The sequence below is a fragment of the Paucibacter aquatile genome, assembly GCF_002885975.1.
Classification (GTDB): Bacteria; Pseudomonadota; Gammaproteobacteria; order Burkholderiales; family Burkholderiaceae_C; genus Paucibacter_A; species Paucibacter_A aquatilis.
In genome coordinates, this window is the sequence record NZ_POSP01000003.1 from 668277 (window position 1) to 681707 (window position 13431).

10 protein-coding genes are annotated in these 13431 nt (G+C 68.1%); 5 read left to right on the forward strand and 5 right to left on the reverse strand.

What is annotated here, in order from left to right; all coding sequences use genetic code 11:
* Positions 1-51 precede the first annotated feature (51 nt).
* Positions 52-759 (reverse strand): DNA polymerase III subunit epsilon, encoded by a 708-nt coding sequence (dnaQ, locus tag C1O66_RS06220; RefSeq protein WP_102767086.1) that lies wholly within the window; start codon positions 757-759, stop codon positions 52-54.
* 92 nt (positions 760-851) lie between these two features.
* On the reverse strand, positions 852-1652 hold the full coding sequence (gene lgt / locus C1O66_RS06225) for a prolipoprotein diacylglyceryl transferase (RefSeq protein ID WP_102767087.1): 801 nt from the start codon (positions 1650-1652) through the stop codon (positions 852-854).
* A 189-nt stretch (positions 1653-1841) separates the two neighbouring features.
* Between lgt and C1O66_RS06230 the strand changes: the two genes are divergently transcribed.
* Entirely contained in the window at positions 1842-3533 is a 1692-nt protein-coding gene (locus tag C1O66_RS06230; protein ID WP_102767088.1) for a hypothetical protein, read from the forward strand.
* Between the two features lie 33 nt (positions 3534-3566).
* Here C1O66_RS06230 and C1O66_RS06235 read toward each other — a convergent pair whose 3' ends face one another.
* Both C1O66_RS06235 and C1O66_RS06240 read right to left on the reverse strand, forming a co-directional pair.
* Positions 3567-4574, reverse strand: coding sequence for a tetratricopeptide repeat protein (locus tag C1O66_RS06235; RefSeq protein ID WP_165794502.1), 1008 nt, complete (start codon positions 4572-4574; stop codon positions 3567-3569).
* Between the two features lie 69 nt (positions 4575-4643).
* A complete protein-coding gene (locus C1O66_RS06240) occupies positions 4644-5600 on the reverse strand; it encodes a LysR family transcriptional regulator (RefSeq protein WP_102767090.1) in 957 nt (318 codons plus the stop codon).
* 97 nt (positions 5601-5697) lie between these two features.
* Between C1O66_RS06240 and ilvD the strand changes: the two genes are divergently transcribed.
* Entirely contained in the window at positions 5698-7401 is a 1704-nt protein-coding gene (gene ilvD / locus C1O66_RS06245; protein ID WP_102767091.1) for a dihydroxy-acid dehydratase, read from the forward strand.
* A 62-nt stretch (positions 7402-7463) separates the two neighbouring features.
* Here the strand turns inward: ilvD and C1O66_RS06250 are convergent, their stop codons facing one another.
* The gene (locus C1O66_RS06250; protein WP_102767092.1) at positions 7464-8417 is read right to left on the reverse strand and encodes a type 2 periplasmic-binding domain-containing protein; all 954 of its coding nucleotides are present in this window, start codon (positions 8415-8417) and stop codon (positions 7464-7466) included.
* A gap of 200 nt (positions 8418-8617) precedes the next feature.
* Between C1O66_RS06250 and C1O66_RS06255 the strand changes: the two genes are divergently transcribed.
* The 3 genes from C1O66_RS06255 (at position 8618) to C1O66_RS06265 (ending at position 13419) form a co-directional block, all read left to right on the forward strand.
* Positions 8618-9361: a response regulator gene (locus tag C1O66_RS06255; RefSeq protein WP_102767093.1), complete on the forward strand. Its 744-nt coding sequence runs from the start codon at positions 8618-8620 to the stop codon at positions 9359-9361.
* Between the two features lie 213 nt (positions 9362-9574).
* Positions 9575-12094 carry a hybrid sensor histidine kinase/response regulator gene (locus tag C1O66_RS06260; protein WP_165794503.1) on the forward strand — a complete coding sequence of 840 codons (2520 nt, stop codon included), beginning with the start codon at positions 9575-9577 and terminating at the stop codon, positions 12092-12094.
* Positions 12091-13419, forward strand: coding sequence for a diguanylate cyclase domain-containing protein (locus C1O66_RS06265; RefSeq protein ID WP_243392722.1), 1329 nt, complete (start codon positions 12091-12093; stop codon positions 13417-13419). The genes C1O66_RS06260 and C1O66_RS06265 overlap by 4 nt, the downstream gene beginning before the upstream one ends.
* Positions 13420-13431: the final 12 nt, after the last annotated feature.

The following is a 13431-nucleotide window of genomic DNA, read 5'->3' on the forward strand; positions in this document are numbered from 1 at the left end:
GCTCGGCAAGCCTTGCGCTGAAAAACTTCAAAAAGGCGACTGAGAAGCGGCTCAGATGCCGTCTTGCCAGACCCGCTTGCCGCCGCTGCTCTTGTCCAGCTCGCCCAGCACCTTGGTGTGTGCGGCCAGCTCGGCCTCGTCGGCGCGCAACACAGGCAGCTCGAAGCTGCGCAGGTCCACCGCAGCCAGCTTGAACTCGGCCGAGTCGCTGTCCCCGCCGGCGTCGTCGATCAAGAGCGCGTCCTGGCCGCGCGTCATATTGATGTAGACGTCGGCCAGCAGCTCCGCATCGAGCAAAGCACCGTGCAGCGTCCGGCCCGAGTTGTCCACTTCCAGGCGGCGGCACAGCGCGTCCAGGGAATTGGCCTTGCCCGGGAACATCTCGCGTGCCATCAGCAACGTGTCGCGCACGCTGCCGACGACATCTGTGATGGGCGGCTTGCGCAGGCGCTTCAGCTCGGCGTTGACGAAGCCGATGTCGAAGGGCGCGTTGTGAATGACCAGCTCGGCGCCGGTCAGGAACTCCAGCAACTCGTCGACGATTTCGGCGAACTTGGGCTTGTCGGCCAAAAAGGCCTCGGTCAGGCCGTGCACCCGCAGCGCGTCTTCATGGCTGGCCCGCTCGGGGTTGATGTAGAGGTGCAGGTTGTTGCCGGTCAGCTGGCGGTTGATCATCTCAACGCAGCCGATTTCGATGATGCGGTCACCGCCCTCAGCCAGCAGGCCGGTGGTTTCGGTGTCGAAGAAAATTTGACGCATGGGTCAGTCGGTCACTCGTTCTGTCAGTCGTTCAATGTTGGCACGGCCGGGCGCAGGAGCCAGCCCGCTGCACCACTGCACCCCTGCTCCAATCAGGCCGCAGGGCGGCGGCTGGCCCAGAGCCAGATGGCCAGGCCGGCCACGATCATGGGCAGGCTCAGCCATTGTCCCTGACTCAGCTGCAGGGCCCGCAGGCCCAGGAAATCATCGGGCTGGCGGAAGAACTCGGTGACGAAACGCTGCGCGCCGTAGCCGATCAGGAACAGGCCTGAAACCTGGCCGGTCAGGCGCGGCCTGCGGGTGTAGAGCCACAGCAAGGTGAACAGGAACAAGCCTTCGCCCAGGAACTGGTAGAGCTGGGAGGGGTGGCGCGGCTCGGGCGAGCCCGATTGCGGAAACACCATGGCCCAGGGCAGGCTGGGATCGGCAAAGCGACCCCAGAGTTCCCCATTGATGAAGTTGCCGAGGCGCCCCGCGGCCAGGCCGGTGGGCACACAGGGCGCGATCAGATCGGTCACCTCGAAGAAGCGGCGGCCGCGCAGCTTGGCAAACAGCGCCATCGCCACGATCACGCCCAGCAGACCGCCGTGAAAAGCCATGCCGCCCTTCCAGACCGCAAACACCTCCAGCAGGTGGTCGATGTAGTAATCGGGCTTGTAAAAGAGCACATAGCCCAGGCGCCCACCCAGCACCACGCCCAGCACGCCGAAGAACAGCAGGTCATCGACATCGCGCCGGCTCCAGCCGGCTTGCGCATACTGCGGCTGCTGCACGCGGCGGCCGGCCAGATACAGAAACATGCCGAAGGCGGCCAGGTACATCAGCCCGTACCAATGGATGGCCACAGGGCCGAGACGAAGGGCAATCGGGTCAAACTGGGGATGAACCCACATGGCGGCAATCCTGAAACGGTGAGGCACACAAGAACAGCGAGCGCGGACGTCCATGATTCGACCCCGCGCCTCAGGCCGGCATCATAGCCAGCAGGCCCGCAACAAGCCGCAGCACCCTACCCCACGGCAGGAACTGGCGCGGTCCGGCGCGGGCCGCGATACCGTCGAGTTCACGCGATACTCCCGGCCATGTCTGCCCTGCCCGCCCCCGCGCTTGCGGCCTCCGTGGCCCTGAGGCCAGCCCCACGCCTGGCGCGTGCGCGCTGGCGCCGGGTGCTGTCGGCCTGCCTGGGCTTGGGGCTGGGCCTGGGGCTTGGTCTGCATCTGGCCGCCAACACCGGGCCCGGGCCGGAGGCGCTGCACGCCGCCCGCGCACCGCGCCTGGCCGGCTTTGGCGAGGCCACCCAGCGCCGCATCGTCAGCCGCTCACCCGAGGCCCAAGCCTGGTTCAACCAGGGCTTGCAACTGGCCTATGCCTTTGATGAGATCGAGGCGCGGCGCGCCTTTCGCGCCGCCCTCGCGGCTGACCCGCGCTGCACCCTGTGCGCCTGGGGCCTGGCCTGGCAATACGCCCCCAGCTACAACGCCCGGCTGCGCGAGGACCCGCGCAACGATCTGGCGCAGGCCCGCCACTACGCCCGCCTGGCCCAGCGCCTGTCCCTGGCCAATCGCGAAGCGCCGCTGGAGCGCGCACTGGCCGAGGCCATGCTGGAGCGACTGCAACTCGGCGACGTCAGCCAGATGCCCGCCGCCACCCTGGCCGTACTCGAAGCCTGCGGGCCGGACACCGACGAAACCCGCCAGGTCCACCCGCTCGACCGCGTGTTCGAGCGCCGCATGCGCATCCTCAGCGAGATGTTCCCGCAGGACCCCGATCTGCTGTCCTGGTGGGCCGAGGCCTTGTTCGTCGTCCACCCCGACCCCTCGGGCCTGGAGATCCTGTGGGCCGGCCTGAGCAGCCGCCTGCTGGAGGCCCTGAGCCAGCACCCGCAGCACACCGGCGTGATCCACTACCTGAGCCATGCGGCCGACACCGTCGAAGATGCGCCGCGCGCCATCAACGCGGTGCAGAACCTGCAACACCTGGCCCCCGCCTCGCCGCATCTGCAGCACATGAGCTCGCATCTGCTCGTCAAACTGGGCCGTTATGGCGAGGCCGTGCAGGCCAACCAGCGCGGTCTGGCGGCGCAAGCCGCGCTGGACCGCCAGCTGCACACCCAAGGCTTCAGTCCGGGCACAAACTGGAATCCGCACAACCAACGCTTTCTGTGGGTCGCCGCCCAGCTCGGCGGCGATTTCAAAACCGCCCTGGCCATGGCCGAGCAGCTGGCGGCCGAAGCCCCGGCCGGCGAATGGGGCGATTTCCTGCGCGGCCTGCCCTGGCTGACCTTGGTGCATTTCGAGCGTTGGCGCGACGTCCTCGCGCGCTCGACTTCCGCGGGCATCGAGCCGACGCTGCTGGCCCATGCTCGCGGCTTGGCACGGCTGCGCCTGGGCCTGATCCAGGATGCGCAATCCGATCTGGCGCTGCTGCAAACCCATCTGGACGCACAAACGGCCAGCGACAACCCACGCAAGCCCGCCCGCATTGCCTGGGCCCGCCTGCTGCTGGCGCCGTTGCAGGCCGAGCAGGCCTGGGCCCGCGGCGATCGCGCCGCCGCCCTGTCCACTCTGAAAGAGGCGGTGGACCGCGAGGCCGAGTTGAGCCCCAGCGAGCCGCCGCTCTGGGCCGCCAGCGCCCAGCGCTGGCTGGCTCAGATGCTCTTGCGGGCGCAGGATAGACCCGGCGCCCTCGCCGCCTTCGAGGCAGACCTGAAGACCTCCCCGGGCAACCGAGCCGCCCTGGACGGCCTGGCCACCGCGCAGCGCCTGCCGCGCTGAAGCGTCAGCCGGCCGGCGCTTCAGCCTTGAAGTTCAGCCCAGCTCGGCCAGGCGCTTGCGCACCTCGTCCAGATTGCGTGGGTTGGCTTTCTTGTTGCCGAGGAAACGCTCCAGCACCGACTTGCCCTGGGTCTTGTCGCCCTTGGCCAGCAGGGCAAAACCGAGGCGATGGTCGACGGGATAGCGCTCGGCGCCCTCGGCCGTGCGGGCGCGCTCCAGCGATTTGATGGCCTCGTCGATCTGGCCGGTTTCGCTGAGCAGGCGGCCCATGCCGTAGTGGCCGGCCGCATGACCGGGGAAGTCGCGCTGTAGGCGCTCGAAGATCGGCTTGGCCTTGGCGTACTGCTTGTCGGAGAAGAGCTGGATGGCCAGCTGATACAAGCCGGCGCGCTGGCCGGCGAGCAAATCCTTGTCCTCGCCAGGCTTGATCGCACTGAGCTCGCGCTCGGCCTCGGCCCAGCGCTCTTCCTTCATCTCCACGCGGGCGCGCAGCAGCTTGGCATGCTCGGGTTGGCGGGCCTGGGCAGCCTGGGCCAGATCGCGCGCCTTGGCGACGCTGCCACCGGCAATGCCCGGCGCCATCAGATAGAACTGCTGCAAGGCATCGCGGGCGTCAAACAGCAGAGGATCGAGTTCCACCGCCCGGCTCAGGTTGTCCTTGATCTTGCCGCTGAGGCTGATGGCTTTCATCATGCCGCCGTTCATGGCCTGCACACCTTGCAGGGAGCCCAGCACGTAAAAACACGCCGCCTGGGCCGGCTGCCGATCGGCGCAGGCCTGCACCGGCTTGACGGCAGCCTCCAGCCGTTTGGCGTCACCCGACTCCAGCGCCAGCAGGCCCAGGGCCAGCACGGCCTGGCTGTCCTCGGGATCGGACTTGAGCCGGGTCTGTGCGGCCTGCTCCAGCTCAGCACTTTTGCCCGCCTCCAGCCAATCGCGCCACTGCGGGTCTTTCAGCACCTCGGCCTGGGCCAGGCTTGCGCTCAAGCTCAGACCCACGCTCAGGGCCAACACGGCAAGTCGAACAGTCTTCACGCGCATCACGGGCACTCTCCTTTTTTGGGGCCTGCGCATTAGAACGAGGCCGCAGGCCCGCGGTTGGCGGGGTATTCACCGAGGGCCGGAGGTGGCTTCCGACACTTGCTGCGGAGGCGGCGGCGCCGCCAGCTGAGCCGCCACATGCTCGCCAAAACGCCAGACGGCCGGCGCCGCGTCGCGCCGCCAGATCAACCGCGTCTCGCCTCGCGGCAGCGGCACCTGTTCCCCGGCCGGCGCCTGCAGCACACGGTAGACCACACCCGGGCGCTGAAAGCCCTGCATGCTGGCCGGCACCCAGGCCGCGCCGATGCCGGCCGAGACCAGGTTGACGATGGTCTGCATCTGGATGGCCTCTTGCTCGATGCGCGGCTCGCAGCCCTGCGCCCGGTACACGGCCACCACGGCATCGAACAGCGAGGGCGCAATCGCCCGCGGGAACATCACCAGCGGCAATCCCAGAACCTCGGCCAGAGGCAGCTGATCGAAGCGGGCCAGCGGCGAGTCGGCACTCAGCGCCAGCAGCAGGGGCTCGTCCGCCACCTGCAGCGACTCAAAGCCTGGCGGCACGGCGCCGCGGGCATGCAGCACAAAGCCGGCATCGATCTCGCCGGCCTCGAAGGCCTGCAGCTGCACATCGAGCGTGGCCTCGCGCAGGCTCAGCGCCACATCGGGCACCTGCTCGCGAAAACCCTTGAGCCAGCGCGGCAGCTCGCCAAAACCCAGGGTGGACACAAAGGCCAGGCGCAGCCGCCCGGCCGTGCCCCGCGCTGCCGCCTGGGCCAGGGCCGGCAGCTCGGCCGCCTGGGCCAGCAGGCCCTGGGCCAGGGGCAGCAAGGCCGCACCGGCCGGGCTCAGGCCCACCGAACGGCTGCTGCGAACGAAGAGGCTGGCGCCCAGCTCGGCCTCCAGTTTCTGGATGGCCTGGGTCAGCGGCGGCTGGGTCATGTGCAGGCGCTCGGCGGCGCGGCCGAAATGCAGCTCTTCGGCCACGGCAACAAACTGGCGCAGGCTGCGCAGATCCAGGCTCATTGATTCATCCAGAGTATCAATTCAATCTGAATAATATATTTGAAAAGCAATCGACCCTTCGAGATACTGAAGCCACCCCAGCAGGAGACCTCACACCATGAGCCAGGACAGCCAGCCGCCCATCCGTTTCGACCGCCGTTCGCGCAACATCACCGAGGGCGTGGCCCGCGCACCCAACCGCTCCATGTACTACGGCATGGGCTACCAGGAAACCGATTTCGGCAAGCCCATGATCGGCGTGGCCAACGGCCACTCGACCATCACGCCCTGCAACTCGGGCCTGCAAAAGCTGGCCGACGCGGCCGTGATCGGCCTCAAGGCTGCGGGCGCCAATGCCCAGCTCTTCGGCACGCCCACCATCAGCGACGGCATGGCCATGGGCACCGAAGGCATGAAGTACAGCCTGGTCTCGCGCGAGGTGATCTCGGACTGCGTGGAAACCTGCGTCGGCGGCCAATGGCTGGACGGCGTGATGGTGATCGGCGGCTGTGACAAGAACATGCCTGGCGGCATGATGGGCATGCTGCGCGCCAATGTGCCGGCCATCTACATCTACGGCGGCACCATCAAGCCGGGCCACTACAAGGGCCAGGACCTGAACATCGTCTCGGTCTTCGAAGCCGTGGGCCAATTCAGCGCCGGCAAGATGAGCGAAGAGGACTTCTGCCAGATCGAGAAGCGCGCCATCCCCGGCAGCGGCTCCTGCGGCGGCATGTACACCGCCAACACCATGAGCTCGGCCTTTGAAGCCCTGGGCATGAGCCTGCCCTACTCCTCGTCCATGTCCAATGTCGAGGACGAGGTGGTCGAGAACACCAAGAAGGCCGCTGCCGTGCTGGTCGAGGCCGTCAAGGCCGACCTGAAACCGCGCGACATCGTCACCAAGAAGGCGATCGAGAACGCCGTGGCCGTGATCATGGCCACCGGTGGCTCGACCAATGCCGTGCTGCACTTCCTGGCCATCGCCCACGCGGCCGAGGTGGACTGGACCATCGACGACTTCGAGCGCATGCGCAAGAAGATTCCGGTGCTTTGCGACCTCAAGCCCAGCGGCCGCTTCCTGGCCGTGGACCTGCACAAGGCCGGCGGCATCCCGGCCGTGATGAAGGTGCTGCTGCAGGCCGGCCTGCTGCATGGCGACTGCATCACCATCACCGGCAAGACCGTGGCCGAGAACCTGGCCGAGGTGCCCGAGCTCTCGCCCACGCAAGAAGTCATCCGCCGGGTGGACCAGCCCCTGTATGCCCAAGGCCATCTGGCCATCCTGCGCGGCAACCTCTCGCCCGAAGGCTGCGTGGCCAAGATCACCGGTCTGAAGAGCCCCGTGATGACCGGCCCGGCCCGCGTGTTCGAGGACGAGCAATCGGCCCTGGCCGCCATCATGGCCGGCAAGATCGTGGCGGGCGACATCATGGTCTTGCGCTATCTGGGACCCAAGGGCGGCCCCGGCATGCCCGAAATGCTGGCGCCCACCGGTGCCCTGATCGGCCAGGGCCTGGGCGAAAGCGTGGGTCTCATCACCGATGGCCGCTTCTCTGGCGGCACCTGGGGCATGGTGGTCGGCCATGTGGCACCCGAGGCCTACGAGGGCGGCGTGATCGCCCTGGTGCACGAAGGCGACCGCATCACCATCGACGCGCATCAGCTGAAGCTGGAGCTGCATGTCGATGAGGCCGAGCTGGCCCGCCGCAAGGCCGCCTGGGTCAAACCGGCACCGCGCTACACCCGCGGCGTGCTGGCCAAGTTCGCCAAGAACGCCTCCAGCGCCAGCTCGGGCGCGGTGCTGGATCGCTTCGAGTGAGTTTCGAGTGAGCTTCGGGTGAGCTGCCCCGGCCACCGCCGGTCAAGCCGAAGGCCGCCCGCTCAGCGCAGCAGCGGCGCAATCACCCGCTGACGCACCAGCGGATGCCATAGTCGGCCGTCCTGGCGCAGGGCGGCGGGCGGCAGCTCGGGGTTGCTCAGGCTCAGCCAGCGGCGCGAGCCCAGCTGGGCCTGCGCCACCTCGGCGCCGACCAGCTTCTCGTGCAGGGCCTCGAAACTGCCATCGGCCTGCACCACACGCCAGCCCTGGCGCAGGCGCTCGGCCAGCTCGGGCCGGGCCTGGTTGACGATGAAGCTGAAGGTGGACGGGTAGGCCAGCAGCCAGTCACTCAGCACCACCACGCCGGGCAAGGCATTGACGATGCCAAAAGCCTCATCAGCAGCCAGGGCGAACAGATCAAAGCGGTCGCGTTTGAGCATGGCCTCGAAGACATCGAGGCGCGGGATGGGCAGCACCGTCATGCCATTGGCCCGCATCACCGAAGCATCGGGCCAATGCGCCACCTGCGCCACGCGCAGCTGACGCACCTGTTGCAGGCTGCGCACCTCCTCCAGCTCACGGCGGCGGCTGGCCAGGGCAATCGGCAGGCGCAGGCCGTTGAGGCCGCGGCGCATGCAGGTGTGCACGGGGATGCCATCGGCCTCGCGGGTCTTGGAGGTCATGGTGGCCATCAGGTCCAGCGCGCCGATGCGCAGGTCCAGCATCTGCCGGCTCTGCGTGAGGTTCTCGCGCGGCGGCATGGTTTCCAGGCGGAAGGGGCCATGGCTGGCTTCGGTCTTGCTGAGCAAGAGGTGCAGAACAGCCAGCTCCAGCGAAGGCGTGCCGTCGGCGGCACGGCGCATCTCGTGGCGGATCACCCAGTCCTTGTGGCGACCAGACGGGCTGGCGGCTGCGGGGCCTCCCAAGGAGGGCAGGCCCATGCTGGCGGCCAGGCCCAGGGTCTTGAGCAACTGCCGGCGCGGACCGAGCGCCTGAGCATCCACGCCTGCTGCCATTTCGGTCACTGCCGTGCTGTCTGCCAACCCAAGCCCCATCGTCCGCCCTGCTTACCGGCCGCAGAACGCCTGCCACCACAGCCATCGATTGTGGCGCATGCAGCCTGGGAATCAGGGTTCTCACGCCGAGCTGCGGACCGGGTCCTGCCACATAATCCTCAAGCCCACCGACCTTGGCGGGCCGCGCAGGAGAGATTCGCATGGATTCGAACGCGTCCTCGACAGCAACTGCCCGCCTCGGGTCGCCCGACCCGGTCATCCTCATCGTGGATGACACACCGCCCAATATCGGCCTGCTGCACACCATGCTGCGCCCCCAGGGCTACCGCATTTACGCGGCCAGCTCGGGCCTGCAGGCGCTGGAGCTGGTCGAACGCATCCAGCCCGATCTGATCCTGCTGGACGTGATGATGCCGGGCATGGACGGCTTCGCCACCTGCCGCGCCCTCAAAGCCCGATCCGCCACCACCGACGTGCCCGTCATCTTCATCACCGCCTGCACCGAAAGTGAGGATGTGGTGCTGGGCTTCCAGGCCGGCGCGGCGGACTACATCGCCAAGCCCATCCGCGTCGAGGAGGTGCTGGCCCGTGTGCAGACCCAGCTGGCGCTGCGCCGCTGCGCCCAGCAGGAACGCGCCGAGCAGCAACAGCTGCGCGCCATCGTCGAGTCCATGCGCGAAGGCCTGTTGCTGCTCGACCCTCAAGGCAGCGTTCGCTACAGCAACCCGGCCCTGCAAGAGCAGCTGGGCCGCAGCGCCGTCGAAATCCAATCGCCCGAGCTCGGCCGCCTGCTCCGTCAGGCCCTGCCCGCCAGCGGCCAGGGTCAGGTGCATCTGGCCCAAGGTCTGTGCGGCAGTGTGCCACTGGACCTGACCCTGGCCCCCTGGCCCGGTGATGAAGCCGGCAGCGTGGCCCTGCTGCGCCCTGCCGGAGTGCATTCATGAGCCACACCTTCACGGCATTCAAGCGGACCTGGGTCCACCCGCCTTGATCCGCGGGGCCTGACGCAGGCCACCCGGTCCGAGGCGCGAGCGATGTCATCTCGCCTGCGCCACCCGGGCCCCAATCCAGAACTCAAGACGCCGAGAGCGCGCCGCAGGCAGCACACCCACAACACCGCCGCCGCCACGCATCGAGGCCCGCACAGGGAGTGCCCCATGAAACCGAGCCGCCAGACCGACGCTGCGTCGGACACCCGGAGCCGAGACGAGCCTTTGGACCTCGATGAGCTCCAGATCTTTGCCGACGAGGACGAGCCTGCCGCCTCGCACCTGCCGCCCCATGCCGACAGCGAGGCGACGGGGGGTTCCAATTCCGCCGCGGCGCCCTTGCCGCCCTGGCGCATCCTGATCGTTGACGACGACGAAGGCATCCACCAAGCCACCCTGCTGGCCCTGGGCCTGCAGAGCTTTCGCGGCCGCAGCTTTCAGTTTCTGAGCGCCTACAGCGCTGCCGAGGCCTGCACCCTGCTGGCCAGCACGCCCGACATCGCCCTGGTGCTGCTCGACGTGGTGATGGAGACCGACGACGCTGGCCTGCGTCTGGTGCACACGATCCGACATGGCCTCAATTGCCACCTGACCCGCATCCTGCTGCGCACCGGCCAACCCGGCATGGCGCCGCAGCACCAGGTCATCGTCGACTACGACATTGACGACTACCGCAACAAGGCCGAGTTGACCGGCGCCAAGCTGTTTGCGGCCGTGGTCAGCGCCTTGCGCGCTTACGACACCTTGCGTGCCATGGCCGATCAGCAGGCCGAGCTGCGCGCCACGCTCAAGAAAGTGCAGCATCTGGAGCAGGCCTTGAACGAGCATGCCATCGTCGCGGTCAGCGACGGTCTGGGGCGGCTCAGCGCGGCGAACCAGCGCTTCTGCGCCCTGGCCGGCGCCCCGGCCGAACACTTGCTGGCGCAGCAGCACCAACCCCTGCGCGGCCACGGTGGAGCGCTGGGCCACGAGGGCCTGAGCCTGCAGCAATGCCTGGCACAAGGTCGGGTCTGGCATGGCGAGCTCATCCACCCGCAGGCCGACGGCAGCCACCGCTGGGCCGAGACCACCGTGCTGCCTCTGGCCGACGATGCCGGCCGGCCCAGCCAGCACATCATCGTCGCCACCGAGGTGACGGAGGCGCGCCTGGCCCGCCAGCAAATCCTGGACCTGAACCGCGACCTGGAGCTGCGCGTGCAGCGCCGCACCACAGAGCTGGAAGAGGCCAAACGCGCGGCGGAAGCGGCCAACCATGCCAAGTCCATCTTCCTGGCCAATATGTCGCATGAGATCCGCACACCGCTCAATGCCGTGCTCGGCTATGCCCAGCTGCTCAGCCGCGACCCGCGCCTGCCCCCTGCTTTGCGCAGCATCGTCGCGCCGATTGAAAAATCGGGCACCCATCTGCTGACCCTGATCAACGACATCCTCGACCTCTCCAAGATCGAGGCCGGCGGCATGAGCCTGGACCTGGTCGACCTGGACCTGGCCGCCTTGGCCAGCGAAATGGGCGATATGTTTGCGCTGCGCTGTGCGCAGAAAGGCATTGGTTGGCGCTGCGAACTGGAGCTGCCCAGCCCCTGCGTGCTGCGCGGTGATGCCGGCAAGCTGCGCCAGGTGCTGCTCAATCTGCTCAGCAATGCGGTCAAGTTCACCGATTGCGGCGAGGTGGTGCTGCGCATCCGCGCGCGGGCCGAGGCCGGAGCGGCCGGCATGCAGCTCTGCTTCGAGGTCAGTGACACCGGCCTGGGCATCCCGCAGGCCCAGCAGGACCTGGTGTTCGCACCCTTCCACCAAGCGGACGCCGGCGCCCAGCGCGGGGGCACGGGCTTGGGCCTGGCCATCTCCTCGCGCCAGGTCGAGCTGATGGGCGGGCAGCTGCAGCTGCAATCCACCGAGGGCCAGGGCTCGCGCTTTTCATTCCGCCTGCATCTGGCCGCCGGCGACCGCAGCAGCCTGCCTCAAGACTCGGGCTTTGGCGCCCTGGTCAGCCTCAGCGAGGGTCAGGTCTTGCGGGTGCTGGTGGTGGACGATATCGAGGCCAACCGCGATGTGCTGGCGCGCATGCTGAGCGGCCTGGGTGCCGAGGTGCAGCAGGCCGAGCATGGGCTGCAGGCCTTGCAGATGCTGCAGGAGTCACCAGCGCGCTTTGACATCGTCTTTCTCGACATCCGCATGCCGGTGCTGGACGGCATCGAAACCCTCAAGCGCCTGCGCCGCGAGCTGCCCCAGCCCCAACCGGTGGTGGTGGCGCTGACCGCCTCGGCCCTGATGCACGAACGCCAGAGCTATATGCGCGAAGGCTTCGACGACTTCATCGGCAAGCCTTTTCTTTTCGAGACCGTGCACCAGTTGCTGCGCCAGCACCTGGGTCCGCTGTTCCGCCCCGGCGCTACCGGCGCAGACGCAGCGGCCGCCTCGGTGGAGGGCCACCCGCAGGCCTCGCCGACCGGCCATCACACCGCGGCCACGCAGCGCCTGCCAAGCGAACTCTTGCAACTGCTGCAGTCCGCCGCCGAAACCGGCTGGATCAGCGAGCTGGAGCGCGGCATTGAACAGCTGCTGCAGGACTGCCCCGCCGAGCAGGCCCTGGGCGAGCGCCTGCTGGACTGCCTGCGGCAGTACGACATGGCCCGGCTGCAGCGCGAGCTGCATGCCCTGGCCGCCAGCGACGAGCTGCCCGCATGAGCGCAAGCACTGCCATGATCCAGCAGCCCCTCGGGCCCGAGGCCGATCTCTTCGATCTGCCCGGTCCGCGGCCCCAGCCCAGCGCCCTGCTCATCGTCGATGACACGCCGGCCAATATCGGCGTGCTGCGCACCCTGCTCAAGCCCCGGGGCCACCAGATCTACGCCGCCACCTCAGGCCAGGCGGCGCTGGAGATCGCCGAACGGGTGCCGCTGGATCTGATCCTGCTGGATGTCTGCATGCCTGAAATGGACGGCTTCGAGACCTGCCGCCGCCTCAAGGCCAGCCCGCACAGCCGCGCCGTGCCGGTGATCTTCGTCAGCGCGCGCACCGACAGCTGCGATGTGGTCGAGGGCTTCAGTCTCGGGGCGGCCGACTACATCCACAAGCCGGTGCGTGTGGAAGAGGCCCTGGCCCGCATCGATTCGCAGCTGCAGCTGCGCCATCACCTGCGCGTGCAGCGCGAGCAGGCCGAGCGCATGCAGGCCATCGTCAATCACATGGCCGAGGGTCTGCTGCTGGTCGACCCTGCGCTGTGCATTCGCAAAGCCAACCCGGCGGCCGAACGCCTGTTCGGCGCAGGCCCCATGCCCTTGTGCGGCCGCTCGCTGCGCGAGCTGCTGGCGGCCGAATCGGTCGAACGCCTGCGAACCGGCCGCCAGGAACTGTGCGCGCTGACCTTGCAAGGCGAGCCCCTGCACATCGAGCTGACCCTGAGCCCCCTGCCCGGCCAAGCCGAGCTGCAGATCGCGCTGCTGCACGACATCAGCCAGTACAAGCATTCCGAGCAGGTGCTGCGCCGTCTGGCTGAAATCGATGAACTGACCCAGCTCGCCAACCGCCGCCAGTTCGACCGCGGTCTGGCCCAGGCTTGGCGAACGGCCGCAGAAGCCGGCCAGCCCCTGAGCTTGCTGCTGCTCGATGTTGACCATTTCAAGCAGTACAACGACCGGCTCGGCCACCGGGCCGGGGACGAATGCCTACAGGCGCTGGGCCAGTTGCTGCAAGCGCTGGCCCAGCGGCCCGAGGCGCCACCCGGCTGCCTGGCCGCGCGCTATGGCGGCGAGGAGTTCGCCCTCATTCTGCCCGGCGATGCCGAGCAAGCCCAGGCCTGGGCCGAGTCCTTGCGAGCAGACCTGCTGGCGCGCCAGTTGTCCCACCCGGCCTCATCGGCCGGGCCCTGGGTCACGGTCAGCATCGGCAGTGCCACCCTGGTGCCCAAGCCTCAGAATTCACAGAGCGAACTGTTCCAGGCCGCTGACGCGGCCATGTACCGGGCCAAGGCCGAGGGGCGCAACCGTCTGGTACAGGCCGAGACCGACTAAGAAATGAAGCGC

Coding starts and splice junctions, on each gene's coding strand:
- dnaQ (WP_102767086.1), bottom strand. CDS start 759: ATGCGTCAAATTTTCTTCGACACCGAAACCACCGGCCTGCTGGCTGAG.
- lgt (WP_102767087.1), bottom strand. CDS start 1,652: ATGTGGGTTCATCCCCAGTTTGACCCGATTGCCCTTCGTCTCGGCCCT.
- C1O66_RS06230 (WP_102767088.1), top strand. CDS start 1,842: ATGTCTGCCCTGCCCGCCCCCGCGCTTGCGGCCTCCGTGGCCCTGAGG.
- C1O66_RS06235 (WP_165794502.1), bottom strand. CDS start 4,574: ATGCGCGTGAAGACTGTTCGACTTGCCGTGTTGGCCCTGAGCGTGGGT.
- C1O66_RS06240 (WP_102767090.1), bottom strand. CDS start 5,600: ATGAGCCTGGATCTGCGCAGCCTGCGCCAGTTTGTTGCCGTGGCCGAA.
- ilvD (WP_102767091.1), top strand. CDS start 5,698: ATGAGCCAGGACAGCCAGCCGCCCATCCGTTTCGACCGCCGTTCGCGC.
- C1O66_RS06250 (WP_102767092.1), bottom strand. CDS start 8,417: ATGGCAGCAGGCGTGGATGCTCAGGCGCTCGGTCCGCGCCGGCAGTTG.
- C1O66_RS06255 (WP_102767093.1), top strand. CDS start 8,618: ATGGATTCGAACGCGTCCTCGACAGCAACTGCCCGCCTCGGGTCGCCC.
- C1O66_RS06260 (WP_165794503.1), top strand. CDS start 9,575: ATGAAACCGAGCCGCCAGACCGACGCTGCGTCGGACACCCGGAGCCGA.
- C1O66_RS06265 (WP_243392722.1), top strand. CDS start 12,091: ATGAGCGCAAGCACTGCCATGATCCAGCAGCCCCTCGGGCCCGAGGCC.